Genomic DNA, 11,954 nt, shown 5'->3' with positions numbered 1-11,954 from the left:
CGGCGCCGATTGTTAGCGTACCGCCACGACGGAACACGTAAGGGGGCACCGGTGGGACGGCGCGTCATCGACCTCACCGACCGTCGTGCCCTGGCCGCCCACGAGCCCGCCGAACCCGAGGTGGTGGAGCGGGCGCGGCGGCTGAAGGACGCGGCGCTGCTCGACTTCGGCATCAAGGACAGCGTGGTGGCGTCGTGGCTTTATGCCAAGTGCCACCACCAGATCCCGACGACCGCAGTGGAGACGGCGGCGGTGGTGGCGTCCGGCGATGGCACGTGCCTGCTGCTGTACAACCCGGTCTTCTTCGATGCGCTGGGGCCGCACGGCGTCAAGTTCGTGCTCTACCACGAGGCTCGTCACCTCATGCAGCGCCATCTCTACACCGATGCGGCGCTGCGCGCCGACCCCGTGTTCATCCTGGCCACCGAGGTGAGCATCAACCACGTGGTGCTCACCAGGCTGGGCCGGCACGAGCTGCCCAGGACGGCCGAGGGCAAGGCCGGGGTCGATCCGCGTGAGGTGCACCGGGCCTATGCGGCGGACCTGCGCGGCCAGGGCCTGGCGCCCTCGCCGTACGACGCCTTCGTCCGCACCGACCTGTCGGTGTACGGCGAGCTCAAGCGCATGAGGCACCCTTCGCTGCCGCCTGCGGTGTGCGTGCACATGGAGCAGGGCGTCCCGGTCGATCCGGAGACGCTGGAGGCGGTCGGGGGAGAGGTGCTCGCGGAGGTCATGCGCCAGGCGCTGGGCGGCAACGAGCTGGCCCGCGCCGAGCTGCTGGAGCTGGCGGAGCGCACAGAGGGCGGCGGCGAGCGCCTGGCGCGCACGTGGGGTGACCTCGGGCTGGCGGCGCTGCGCGGTCAGACGCCCCGCACCCGCCGGGTGGAGTGGTGGAAACGGTGGCTGGCCGACACGCTGGCCGCCAAACTGCGCGAGGGCGAGCGCCTGGTCTATCCGAAGAAGCTGGGCGCGGTGCTGCTGTCGCTGGGGCACGACCCGATGTTGTCGCGGCGCGGGCCCGAGCGGGTCAAGGTGGTGCTGGTGGCCATCGACACATCGGGTTCCATGCCGGACGAGGTGGTGCAGTGGCTGACCACGCTCGTCGGCCGGACCGACGGGGTGGAGACGCATTGGCTGAGCTTCGACGGCGCCGTCATGCCGTTCGTGGCGGGGGAGCGGGTGCTGGGCGGCGGCGGCACGAACTTCCAGAACGTGGTCGACTACGCCGAAGGCCGGCTGCAGGTGCGCGGGCGGGCGTTCGAGCAGCACCCCGACGCGGTCATCATGGTGACCGACGGGCACGCTCCGCCCGTCAGGCCGGCAGATCCCGGCCGGTGGATCTGGCTGATCACCGATGGCGGCGACACCTGGCCGGAGACGCACGACCCGCCGATGGCCTGCCACCGGGTGACCACCGGCGACCGCTGAGCCGGGCGGCCCTCCCGCGCGATGACGAGCGCCCCCCTTGACGAGAAACCGGAGACGACCCGCGTGATGAGCACCCTGGCCGGGTGGAAGCCCAACGCCACCTACCCCGATCCTCCCGAGCAGGGCGACCGCTCGCGCCTCGAGCGGTTCATCGACGCAATGCTGGCCACGGGGCAGACCGGGCAGGTGTTCGGCGAGCACGGCATCGGCAAGACTTCGACGTTCCTGTCCTACATCCCCCGCGCCCACCCCGGCACCGAGGTGGTGCTGGTCCCCGCCGCCAATCTGACGCCCGACGACCTGCTGGTCAACGCGCCCGTACGGACCGAGCGGGGCGAGCTGGCGCTGCGGCAGCTCATCATGCGGCAGCTCAGCCCCGGGCGGCCGTTCGTGCTGCTGATCGACGACTCGCTGCAGGCGGGGGAGACGATCCAGTCGCAGCTCATGCAGGTGGCCTGCACCTGGACGCTGGGCGAGCACGACCTGCGCGCGCTGGGCTGCGTGGGGGTGTTCCTGACCGACAACGAGTCGGTGGCCGAGACGGGCGCGCGCCGCGCCGACCTGGCCGTGCTCGACCGCATGGTGACGTTGCGCATCACCGCCAACGACACCGCCTGGCGCCGCCATCTCGCGGACCGGCACGCCGGCTGGGATCTGACGGAGGTGTTCAGGATGTGGGCGGGGCTGAGCCCGTACCTGCGGCATCTGCTGTCACCGCGCACGCTGGAGCACGTGCTCGACTGCGCTCGTGAGGGCTTCCCGCTGCACTGGGGGCTGCCGCTGCTCAACGGCGCCCGGGTGGCGCTGGCCGAGCCGTGCGACGGCGGGTCGCCGGGCGCGGACCGCACCGGCGAGATCCTCGGCCGGATCGCGGCGGCGGTCGGCGCCGCGAACCCGCACCAGGTCGCCGACCCGGTGCGGCGCATCCTGCGCGCGGCCGTCCACAACCGGTGGGCGGTGCTGCTGCAGGGTCCGCCCGGCTGCGGCAAGACCGAGATCACCAAGCAGGTCGTCACCGAGGAGATCGGGCGCCCGCCGGTGTACTTCTCGCTGCCGGTCACCAACATCGAGGACCTGTGCGTGCCGGTCCCCGCCCCCGACGGGACTTTGGACGTGCTGCTGAGCCGCGCCCTGCTGGGGCCCGGCCCCAAGGTGCTGGTCTGGGACGAGTACAACCGGCCCAAGGACAGGTCGGCGTTCGCCAGGCTGATGGAGGTCACCCAGGAGTGGTCGCTGGCCGGGCGGCCGATCCCCGGCCTGCGCGCCCAGGTGGCGCTGCAGAACCCGCCCTACCACCTGGGCCGCAAGCTGCTGGTCAGCGCCAACAACGTGGCACAGGCCAGCCGTTTCACCGTCAGCTACGAGGTGCGTCCTGACGACATCCCGGCCAACCAGTGGCTCATCGACACCTACGGGGAGGTGGCCGAGACGGTACTGGAGTGGTGGAAGAACGACATCGACGACGAGGGCCGCCAGTGGGTGACCAAGCGCACGCTGGAGCGGCTGATCAAGCTGCACCAGGTGGGCGAGCCGCTGGAGAGCGGGCTGATCTACCTGGGCGACGGCGAATACGCGCCGATCCCCCTGTCCTGGCTGCGGCACCGGCTGTCGGGGCGCCGCTCCATCGGCATCCGCGACCTGGCGGCCGAGGTGGACACGTGGGAGGCGCGGCTGGCGGCGGCGGCCGAGCACGACGAGGGCACCGCCGACTCCGACACCGTGCACCAGATCTTCGCCAACGCGGAGGTGTCGCAGCTGCGCGAGCACATCGAGGTCGTGGCCCGGCTGCTGCCGCACCTGCCACCCAAGCTGCGCGCGACGTACCTGGTCGGTCAGGCGGAGGACAAGCAGCGTCTGTGGGTGGACGCGTTCGCCATGATCGCCACTTGACAGAGCGTGCGAGGTGTGACGCCTGGCCGGGCGCGCATGCTCATGATGCCCGGCCAGGCGATGCCGATGACGCTACAGACTCTTGCGGGGCGGCGAATCTGTCACCTGACCGGTTGGAGGTTCTCCCCGGTAGAGTCGCGGGGCATGATCGGCATCCCCCTCTGGTCGGCGGCTCCTCCCGGCCCGGCCACCGGTGAGCCGCCCCGGCTGACGCGGTACGGAGCCGGCGCGCCCACGACGAGCGCGGTGGTGGTGTGTCCCGGCGGCGGTTACGCCAGGCCGGCCGAGCACGAGAGCGCGGATGTGGCCCGCTGGCTGGTCACGCTGGGCCTCGACGCCTACGTGCTCCCCTACCGGGCTGCCGGAGGGCACCCGTCCCCTCGATCTCGGCTCCTGGCTGAACGCGGCCGAGGTCACGCTCAGCGCGCTCCCCTCGACGTCATGGAAGGAGACCCGCCACATCACGTACGCGGTGAACGTGCGGACCGGCCAGGCCAGGCAACTCGCCATCTACCACCCGCAGAGCGTGATGCACGACGTCATCCCGGGAGCCGGCACCCCGGCCTGGTGAGCGGTCAATGAGGTCGATCGCACGGCCGCTGAGGTCATCCACCGTCGCGATCATGCGGTCTGCCAGGTGGCCGGCCGTGCCGGAATGTCGGGTTGCATGAGGATGGCAGATCATCGGAAGGAGCATTCACATGAGTATCGCGTTCAGGGCCACGAGAGCGGGGGACGGATCCTGATGTCGGCTGGTGCCCGTCAAGGCTCGGGTCATGCGCTGGTGAAGGTGAGCGCGGCGGTGTCGGCCCTGGTGATGTGCGTCCTGGCCGTGCTCATGGCGCCCCGGCCGCCGGCGCTCGGCCCACAGCGGACCGGCGACGCCGCCCTGGCCCGCGACGTGCTGCGCGCCGCCGGCGAGGACGGCTACCAGGGCCTGTCCGTCGCGCTGCTGGAGAACGGCCGAATCCGGTACGCCGGGCTGGGCACCGCCGACGGCAGCCGCCCGGCCGACGAGCGCACCGCGTACGAGATCGGCTCCATCACCAAGACCATGACCGGCATGCTGCTGGCGGACCTGGCTGAGGACGGGCTGTCTCCCGACACGCCGGTCGGCGACCTGCTGCCGCGCGCGGGCCTGTCCACCCCGGCGACCCTGGCCGAGCTGGCCTCGCACCGTTCAGGGCTGCCCCGGCTGCCTGTGTCGGGGCGGCTCCTCGCCGGGGCGCTGCTGGGCCCGTACACCGGGGCCGACCCGTACGGGGGCGCCGGCCCCGGTGAGGTGCTGGCCGGCGCGGCAGCCGCCAAGGCCGGGCCGCGTGGCACGGTCGCCTACTCCAACCTGGGCATGTCGCTGCTCGGCCTGGCGCTGGCCGAGCGCTTCGGCACCACCTACGCCGACCTGCTGCGCACCCGCCTGCTCACCCCGCTGGGCATGACCTCGACCGTCGCGCTCGGCCCTCGCGACGCCCTGCCGGCCCGCCACGCCACCGGCCGCTCGCAGAACGGGCTGACCATGGACTTCTGGCGCAGCCACGGTTATGCCCCGGCGGGTGGCGGCGTCTGGTCCACCGCCGAAGACCTCGCCAAGCTGGTCGGCGCTGTCATGAACGGCTCGGCCCCCGGTGCCGGCGCCGCCACACCGCGCTGGGACGAGGATGACCGCCGGCGCGTCGGCTACGGCTGGTTCACCACCCGCTACGACACCAGGACGATCACCTGGCACAACGGCGGCACGGGCGGGTTCACCTCGTTCGCCGGCTACGATCCGGCCACCCGGCGCGGTGTGGTCGTGCTCAGCAGCACGGCCAAGCCGGTGGACGCGGTGGGGCTGCGCCTGCTCGGCGTGCCGACGCCCGGCGACGGCAACACTTTGACCCCGCAGGGGATCGTGATGCTGATCGTCACGTTCGGCGGGCTCGGCCTGCTGGTGGCGGCGGCCCGTGGGCGCGTGCGCGACCGGCTGTCGATCGCCGGGCGCACGCTGTCCGGGATGTTCCTGCTGCTGCTGGCGCGCAACGGCGGGCCGTGGGAGGTGGTGCCGCCGTTCGTGTGGCTCGCCGGCGCGGGCGTGCTGGCGGCGGCCGTGGCGCTGGCCGTCCTGCGCTGGCCCGCCCTGCCGCTGACCCGCGGCCACCCCTGGTGGCGCTGGGCGAGCGCGGCGCTGCCCGCAGCACTGCTGCTCGCGCTGGCGCTGGCGATGGCGGGATGAGCCGGTCCCGGGCGACTTCGACCAGCTGCTGTTCTCCAGCATCGCCAAGTGGGCCGTGCTGTGGAGGTCGTCCAGCCCGCCGTTCTCGACATCGGCGGCAACGCCCTGGCCGGGTACCCCGAGGTCGCCTATGCCGCGGCCACCACCGGCCCCACCAGCATCTGCGCCGGCGTCACCGGACCAGCACGCCGATCCTGTCGGACTGTCTCACCCGCCGGATCGCCCCGCTTCCCGGCAGTCGATGGCGAGCGGTGCTCTCGCCGTCCTGCGCGCGGGAGTTCAGCCGGCGCGCTCGCCCAGCACCGACGGCGTGCGGATGTGCTCCTGCCGGACACCGAGGCTGATCACCCGCAGAATCTGGTGCCGCAGCGCGGGAACGTGCCGGATCGTCCGCAGCGCCAGCGGCATGGTCGGCGTCTCGTTGCGGAACGCCGGCTCGACGATCCTGGAGTAGGCGGCCTGCTGGAGCTTCTGCGTGACGACGGTGGGCAGCTCCCGGCGGCGCTGCACGGCCGCCAGCAGCTTGTCCGGCAGCTCCGTACCGTCGCGCTGGACGCCCAGCAGCGGCTCGGCCAGGAGGTTCGCGGTCGCCACGGCGTCGTCCAGCGCGAGTTTGACGCCCACTCCGCCCATGGGCGACATGGCGTGCGCGGCGTCACCGATGAGCAGCAGGCCGGGCAGGTGCCAGCGGGCGGCCCGGTTGACGCGCACCTCCAGCATGGTGACGTCGTCCATGGAGCGCAGGTGCCGCACGCGGCCGGCCAGCTCGGGCACGACCGCGGCCGTCCCCTCGCGGATCTCCTCGACGCCGGCCCGCTCGACCGCCGCGAAGCCGCCCTTCGGGATCATGTACGCGACCTGCACGTACGTGCGCCGGTCGAAGCCGACGATCCACCGGCCGGGACCGACCCGGAAGTACAGCTCGGTCGTGTCGACGTCCTCCTTCGGCAGCCGGAACCACAGCGTGTCGAACGCGGACCCGGTCTCCTTGACCTCCAGGCCGGAGGCGGCGCGGATGCGCGAATGCCGGCCGTCCGTCGCGACCGTGAGCGCGGCCCGTACCTCATGCACGCGGCCGTCCGGGTCGCGGTAGCGCACGCCGGCGATGCGCCCGGCATCCCGGATCGGCTCGGTGACCTCGGCGTTCATGATCAGCTTGAACGAGGGGAAGCGCCGGCCCTCCTCGGCCAGCATGGTGAGGAAGTCCCACTGGGGCGCGATGGCGATGTAGGGGTGCTTGAGGCCGAGCGCGGTCAGCGAGCCGAGCTTCACCTCCCCCATGGCGAAGTCGTGCACCTTGCCGTGCGGAATCTGCTCGAACCGCTCGGTGAGGCCGAGCTGGTCGATCAGCTCCAGGGTGGACGGGTGGATGGTGTCGCCCCGGAAGTCCCGCAGGAAGTCGGCGTGCTTCTCCAGCACCACCACGTCGATGCCGGCTCTGGCTAGCAGCAGGCCCAGCATGATGCCCGCGGGCCCGCCGCCCGCCGCGACGACCGTCGTCTCCATGCCATCCTCCTCCTTTAACTCATCACTTGAAGAGTTTCCTTTGGACGGTATCTGGCACTTCGTCCTATTAATAGTAATGTGGGGTTCCATGTTGGACGACATCGTACGCGCGGCCGTGGACGTGGCGCGGCAGCGCGGGCAGGACGTCGCCGAGGTGCCCCTGCCCGTCATCGCCGCCGCCGCGGGCCTGTCCCGCAGCACGCTGATCCGCCGGCTCGGCGGGCGGCGCGAAACCCTCGACGAGGCCGTACGCGCGGCCGGCGTGGACCCCGGCGGGCGCGTCCCCGTACGCGAGCGGGCGATCACGGCCGCGGCCGAGCTGATGGCCGCGCGCGGCCTGAGCGCCGTCACCCTGTCCGCGGTCGCCACGGCCGTCGGTTGCTCGCTGCCGACGTTGCACGCGACCTTCGACCGCCGCGACGGCCTGCTGCACGCGGTCTTCGACCGCTATCTGCCCATAGACGAGCTGGAGGCGCTGGCCGGCGACCCGCCGGAGGCGCTTGAGGAGACCGTCGAGGCCGTCCAGCGCACGCTCATCACCGCCCTGACCAGGCAACCACGCGTCTTTCCCGCCATGCTCGCCGACGCCTTCGGCAGGTCCGACGGGCCGACCGGCCGCTCCCTTCTCGCCTGGGCGCCGCGGCTGATGCGGGTCTTCCAGACGCTGCTGGTCCCGCACGTACGCGCCGGCCGCCTGCGTCCCCTGCCGCTCCCGCTGCTCATCCAGCTCCTGATCAGCCCGCTGGTGACGCACCTGCTCCTCCGGCCGGTCCTCGAACCCGCGCTGGCCGCGTCCATGCCGGAAGTGGAGCAGGTCCGCGCGGAGTTCAGCGCGGCGTTCCTGCGCGCCGCCGCCATGGAATGAGCCCGCGCTTTCGTCGGAACGACCGAAGCCTTGCTCCGCCGGTCAGAAAACGAGCGCGATCTTTCCCGCCATCTGAGCGCGGCCGAAACGCTCGTGTGCTTCTCGCAGGTTTCGCAGGCTGTGTGCGGAGTCAAGTCCTACCTTTCACCTGGCCCGCCAGTTCCCCTCCCAAGATCATTGGCGGAGGTGGGGAGCCCTCACCGATGGCCCCTTCACGCGTCTCGTCGTCCACGGGGTTGACGGCGGAGGCGACAACACCTACCAGCACCTGGCCCCCGAGGCGGGGCGCTGGCGCGGGTCCGCCATGCGGTCACCGAGCACCTGCCCGCGCCGATCGCCTCGGTCGCCGCCCGAGGCGGCGGCTTCACCCGGGCACCCTGACCCGCCTTGCAGAAAAGGCGCCAGGTTCGCCGCGACGCAGGCCCGTCAGTGGCGGTCGTCGACCGTGATGACCGCCGTCAGGCGGGGGCCGACCAGCACCAGGCGGGCGCCCTCTCCGGCGAACTTGAGCGGCCAGCCCGTGCCGAAGGCGGGCAGCGACGCTCGCAGCCCGCCGCCGATGCGGTCGGCGATCGTGTCGAAGAGGTCGCGCAGGAGAACGGCCACGAGGTGTCCCACCCCACTCTCCGCGTCACCCTCGAACACGGCCAAGGCCAGATCGGCGGCGGCTCGTTCGGTGTCGGCGACGACGCGGGCCAGCGCCGCGCCGTCCATCGGCCGGAGATCGTCGTCGGCGAACCGCCGCCATGCGCTCAGCGCGGCCTCGGCGTCGGAGCCCAGGTCCACGCCGTGCGCCGCGACGGTCACCGTGAAGTCGACCGGTTTGTCGCGGCCCACCCAGAGGAACTCGCCGAGCAGCGTGGTGAGCCATTCGATCCGGGCGTCGAGGGCGGCGGGCCGCGGGGCGTCAGGGGTCAGGGACAGGCGGCACGTCTCGCCGTCAAGATCGCGGACGAACAGGTGCAGCTCGCCGTCAAGGGGAGGGCCTCCCGGTTCGGCCGCCATGTGGAGCCGGAGCAGGTCCTCGCAGTCCCATTCGGTCAGCACACCGGCCAGGAAGGCGATCAACGACCTGAGATGCGGTGGCAGCGGCCCGAAGTCCCGTTCGATGACCTCGCGCAGCAGCGCGATGACGTGCGCGGCGGCGGCGTCGGGGCGGCCGGACGCAGCGCGCTGGCCCGCATGGAATCCCGGGTTCTCATCGAACTTCAGCGACTCGACGCTGACGGGGAAGCGCCTGCCCGTCCGTGGGAACCGCGCGTGCTCCCAGGCCAGTGCGGGATCCCACTCCGTGTCCGGCACGCTGCCGCGCACGACCTCGAAGCGCCACGGGCCGGCCGGCAGCCACTGCTCCAGAAGCCGCGCGGCCGCCGTGATCAGATACTCCTCGACGGCCATGAGACTCCCGGCGGTGCTTGCGGACCACTGAGGGAACACCGTACGGGGTGAGGCCGCGCGGCGAATCCGTCGCCTGACTCGTCGCGATGCCGGGGCTCGCCGGCCGGTGGAATGACAGATGCGCCGCTGCGCGACGGCCGCCTACGCTCAGGCCGGTCTTTTCGCGAGCAGTGACGGGAGGGGTCTTCCCATGTGTTACTTCCATGCCCTGCGCGACCACCCGCTGAGCCGTCGCACGTTCATGGCCGCTGCCGCGGCCGCGCCCTTCGCGGCCCGGTTCGGTGACGCGGCTCCCGCCGGCCCGTTCGTCATCGCGGGCGCGCGGATCTTCGACGGTGTCCGGCTGCTCGGGGCCGGCAACGTCGTGGTCTCCGGCGGCCGCATCAGGTCGGTGACGTCCGGCGGCGCCGTTCCACAGAGGATGCCGGTGCACGACGGGCGCGGGCGGACGCTCGTACCGGGCCTGATCGACAGCCATACGCACTATTCCGAGGTGAGCCGCCGGGACGCGCCGCGCTTCGGCGTGACCACCGAGCTGAACCTGTTCTCCACGCTGGCGGAGCTGGGCGACTTCGCGGACCGGCGGCGCTCGCACGCTCCGACGAGCCTGCCCGACCTGTGGACGGCGGGAACCTGGGCCACCGTTCCCGGCGGGTGGGGGACCGGCCAGGGCATCGACTTCCCCGTGCTGCAGGACGGCATGGACCCGGCGGCATTCGTGGACGCCCGCCTGGCCGAGGGCTCGGACTTCCTCAAGATCGCCTTGGAGGACGTCGGCATGCGGGGCGAGCCGATTCCCGCGCTCAGCGCCGCGCAGGTGCGCGGGCTCGCCGCCGCCGCCCGGCGCAGAGGGGTGCGCTCGGTCGTGCACGTCTCCAAGCAGCGCTACGCTCGCATGGCCTTCGACAACGGGGTCAGCGGCCTGGCGCACGTGCCTTCCGACGTGCCCGCCGATGAGGAGTTCCTCCGGGCCGCCAAGGGGAGCGGCGCCTTCGTCACCTCGACGCTGGCCCTGCTGGGCGCGGCCACGTACGCGGACGACCCGGCCAGGGCCGCCGTGGTCGACGATCCCCGGGTGGCCCCGTACCTGTCGCCGGACCAGCATCGCCAGCTCCAGACGCCCTGGCCGGTGAAGATGCCGTGGAACGTCGAGACGGGCCTGGACAACGTGGGCCGCCTGCGGCGGGTCGGGGTCCCGATCCTCGCCGGCACGGACGCCGGCGCCTTCGGGGTGGCGCACGGCGTCAGCATGCTGGTCGAGCTGGAGTCGCTGGTACGGGCCGGGCTGCGGCCCGCGGAGGCGCTGGCCGCCGCCACGTCCGGCCCGGCGGCGGCCTATGGGCTGGCCGACCGCGGCCGCGTGCTGCCCGGGCTCCGCGCGGACCTCGTGCTGGTCAACGGCGATCCGACGCGCGACATCACCGTGATGCGCGATGTCGCCGCCGTGTGGAAGAACGGCTCGCTCATCGACCGCCGATTCTGATCCGCGCGTGCGCGATGCCGGGCCGCCGGGCACATTTGCACCCATATCGTTTTTCGTTATTATCGACCTTCGATAATAACGACAAGCGATATGGAGACCTCCGTGTCCCGCGCCTACCCCCTCACGCGCACGCTGATCGTCGTCCGCGTGCTCCTGGCCCTGTACGTCGTCGTGCTTGCGTACGAGATCGGTCACGCGATCCTGACCGGCGGAGAGAACGCCTACAGCGGCCAGAGCGCCTTCAGTCTGGTGTGCGTGGACGCGCCGGCGGCGACTCAGGTCGAGGGCAATGTTTTGGAGAACCCGCCACCCGTGAAGAAGCCGCGGGAGGAGAAGCCCGAACCCGCTGAGGATTCCTTCTTCCCGGTCGAGCCAGGGGTCGAGTTCTTCCATCCGCTTCCGCAGATGTGCAAGGACGACTCCAGCCCCGGCATTCAGGCGTTGTACCAGAGCTCCCGTCTCACCACCGCGCTCGTCGTGCTCGCCGCGATCGTCCAGCTCGAACGGCTGATCACCCGCGCCCGCCGGGAGAGCGGCTTCGACGAGGCGGTCGTGCGCGGGCTGCGCGTCACCGGGCTCATCCTCGGTGTGGGTACGCTGGTGTCGTCGCTGTACGAGACCCTCGCCGAGATAGTCCTGACCGACTGGATGGTGCCGGGCAGGCTGCGTGCTCCGTGGGACTCGGTCATCATCGGCTGGGACGTCCCCTGGGCGTTCCTGATCGCCGGCATCGGGCTCACCGTCCTGTCGAAGGTGGTCCGCGTCGGCGCCCGGATGCGCGAGGAACTCGAAGGGACCGTCTGATGCAGGCCGAGCCGCGCGTCGAGGTGCATCTGGACCGGCTGCTGGAGGAGCGCGGGATGACGCTCGCCGAGCTGGCCGACAGGGTCGGCATCACCAACGTCAACCTGTCGATACTCAAGAACAACCGCGCCAAGGCGATCCGGTTCACGACACTCGCCAAGCTGTGCGAGGTGCTGGCATGCCAGCCCGGCGACCTGCTGTCGTACGCCCCCGCCCCCATGGTCGGGCGCGAGCATGAGGCAGAAGAACCGGTCGGGTGACAGATTCGCGGCCGGGTGGCGGCGTTTACGATCCGCGTACCTCAAGCAGCGTCCTCCACCCCGAGGCACGAGGGTGGCGGCGAGATCGGAGTGACGCCGAATGCGAAC

At 71.8% G+C, this 11,954-nt stretch carries 11 protein-coding genes; 8 read left to right on the top strand and 3 right to left on the bottom strand.

Features of this window, described 5'->3' with window-relative positions:
* The first annotated feature begins 51 nt into the window (after positions 1-51).
* The 4 genes from HCN51_RS45990 to HCN51_RS45975 all read left to right on the top strand — a co-directional run bounded on the left by HCN51_RS45990 (position 52) and on the right by HCN51_RS45975 (position 5,530).
* Complete coding sequence (locus HCN51_RS45990) at positions 52-1,428, top strand: DUF2201 family putative metallopeptidase (protein WP_168018235.1); 1,377 nt, start codon at positions 52-54, stop codon at positions 1,426-1,428.
* Positions 1,429-1,449: 21 nt separating this feature from the next.
* On the top strand, positions 1,450-3,318 hold the full coding sequence (locus tag HCN51_RS45985) for a P-loop NTPase family protein (protein ID WP_240973935.1): 1,869 nt from the start codon (positions 1,450-1,452) through the stop codon (positions 3,316-3,318).
* Positions 3,319-3,619: 301 nt separating this feature from the next.
* Positions 3,620-3,889 carry a hypothetical protein gene (locus HCN51_RS45980; RefSeq protein ID WP_168018234.1) on the top strand — a complete coding sequence of 90 codons (270 nt, stop codon included), beginning with the start codon at positions 3,620-3,622 and terminating at the stop codon, positions 3,887-3,889.
* Between the two features lie 219 nt (positions 3,890-4,108).
* Positions 4,109-5,530 carry a serine hydrolase gene (locus tag HCN51_RS45975; RefSeq protein WP_168018233.1) on the top strand — a complete coding sequence of 474 codons (1,422 nt, stop codon included), beginning with the start codon at positions 4,109-4,111 and terminating at the stop codon, positions 5,528-5,530.
* 279 nt (positions 5,531-5,809) lie between these two features.
* On the opposite strand, the gene HCN51_RS45970 is transcribed toward HCN51_RS45975, so the two are convergent.
* Complete coding sequence (locus HCN51_RS45970) at positions 5,810-7,036, bottom strand: FAD-dependent oxidoreductase (protein ID WP_168018232.1); 1,227 nt, start codon at positions 7,034-7,036, stop codon at positions 5,810-5,812.
* A gap of 88 nt (positions 7,037-7,124) precedes the next feature.
* On the opposite strand from HCN51_RS45970, the gene HCN51_RS45965 reads away from it, so the two are divergent.
* Positions 7,125-7,901, top strand: a complete 777-nt coding sequence (locus tag HCN51_RS45965) for a TetR/AcrR family transcriptional regulator (RefSeq protein ID WP_240973934.1) — start codon at positions 7,125-7,127, stop codon at positions 7,899-7,901.
* A 130-nt stretch (positions 7,902-8,031) separates the two neighbouring features.
* Here HCN51_RS45965 and HCN51_RS63200 read toward each other — a convergent pair whose 3' ends face one another.
* The gene (locus tag HCN51_RS63200) at positions 8,032-8,169 is read right to left on the bottom strand and encodes an alcohol dehydrogenase catalytic domain-containing protein (RefSeq protein WP_428981576.1); all 138 of its coding nucleotides are present in this window, start codon (positions 8,167-8,169) and stop codon (positions 8,032-8,034) included.
* A gap of 158 nt (positions 8,170-8,327) precedes the next feature.
* Positions 8,328-9,299 (bottom strand): hypothetical protein, encoded by a 972-nt coding sequence (locus HCN51_RS45960; RefSeq protein WP_168018230.1) that lies wholly within the window; start codon positions 9,297-9,299, stop codon positions 8,328-8,330.
* Positions 9,300-9,489: 190 nt separating this feature from the next.
* Here HCN51_RS45960 and HCN51_RS45955 point away from each other — a divergent pair, with 190 nt between their 5' ends.
* The 3 genes from HCN51_RS45955 to HCN51_RS45945 all read left to right on the top strand — a co-directional run bounded on the left by HCN51_RS45955 (position 9,490) and on the right by HCN51_RS45945 (position 11,846).
* A complete protein-coding gene (locus tag HCN51_RS45955) occupies positions 9,490-10,782 on the top strand; it encodes an amidohydrolase family protein (RefSeq protein WP_168018229.1) in 1,293 nt (430 codons plus the stop codon).
* Between the two features lie 102 nt (positions 10,783-10,884).
* The gene (locus tag HCN51_RS62700; protein ID WP_168018228.1) at positions 10,885-11,586 is read left to right on the top strand and encodes a DUF2975 domain-containing protein; all 702 of its coding nucleotides are present in this window, start codon (positions 10,885-10,887) and stop codon (positions 11,584-11,586) included.
* Positions 11,586-11,846 (top strand): helix-turn-helix domain-containing protein, encoded by a 261-nt coding sequence (locus HCN51_RS45945; protein WP_168018227.1) that lies wholly within the window; start codon positions 11,586-11,588, stop codon positions 11,844-11,846. Before HCN51_RS62700 ends, HCN51_RS45945 begins: the two co-directional genes overlap by 1 nt.
* Positions 11,847-11,954: the final 108 nt, after the last annotated feature.

Source organism: Nonomuraea composti (assembly GCF_012034275.1).
GTDB classification, from domain to species: domain Bacteria; phylum Actinomycetota; class Actinomycetes; order Streptosporangiales; family Streptosporangiaceae; genus Nonomuraea; species Nonomuraea composti.
Note: the sequence above shows the minus strand (reverse complement) of the source record. Positions and strands in the feature narration are given on the sequence as shown.

What these genes read in the sequence shown, in the direction of transcription:
- HCN51_RS45980 (WP_168018234.1), top strand. Translation starts at nt 3,620, where the DNA reads ATGTGGCCCGCTGGCTGGTCACGCTGGGCCTCGACGCCTACGTGCTCC.
- HCN51_RS45960 (WP_168018230.1), bottom strand. Translation starts at nt 9,299, where the DNA reads ATGGCCGTCGAGGAGTATCTGATCACGGCGGCCGCGCGGCTTCTGGAG.
- HCN51_RS45970 (WP_168018232.1), bottom strand. Translation starts at nt 7,036, where the DNA reads ATGGAGACGACGGTCGTCGCGGCGGGCGGCGGGCCCGCGGGCATCATG.
- HCN51_RS45955 (WP_168018229.1), top strand. Translation starts at nt 9,490, where the DNA reads ATGTGTTACTTCCATGCCCTGCGCGACCACCCGCTGAGCCGTCGCACG.
- HCN51_RS45985 (WP_240973935.1), top strand. Translation starts at nt 1,450, where the DNA reads ATGACGAGCGCCCCCCTTGACGAGAAACCGGAGACGACCCGCGTGATG.
- HCN51_RS45945 (WP_168018227.1), top strand. Translation starts at nt 11,586, where the DNA reads ATGCAGGCCGAGCCGCGCGTCGAGGTGCATCTGGACCGGCTGCTGGAG.
- HCN51_RS45965 (WP_240973934.1), top strand. Translation starts at nt 7,125, where the DNA reads ATGTTGGACGACATCGTACGCGCGGCCGTGGACGTGGCGCGGCAGCGC.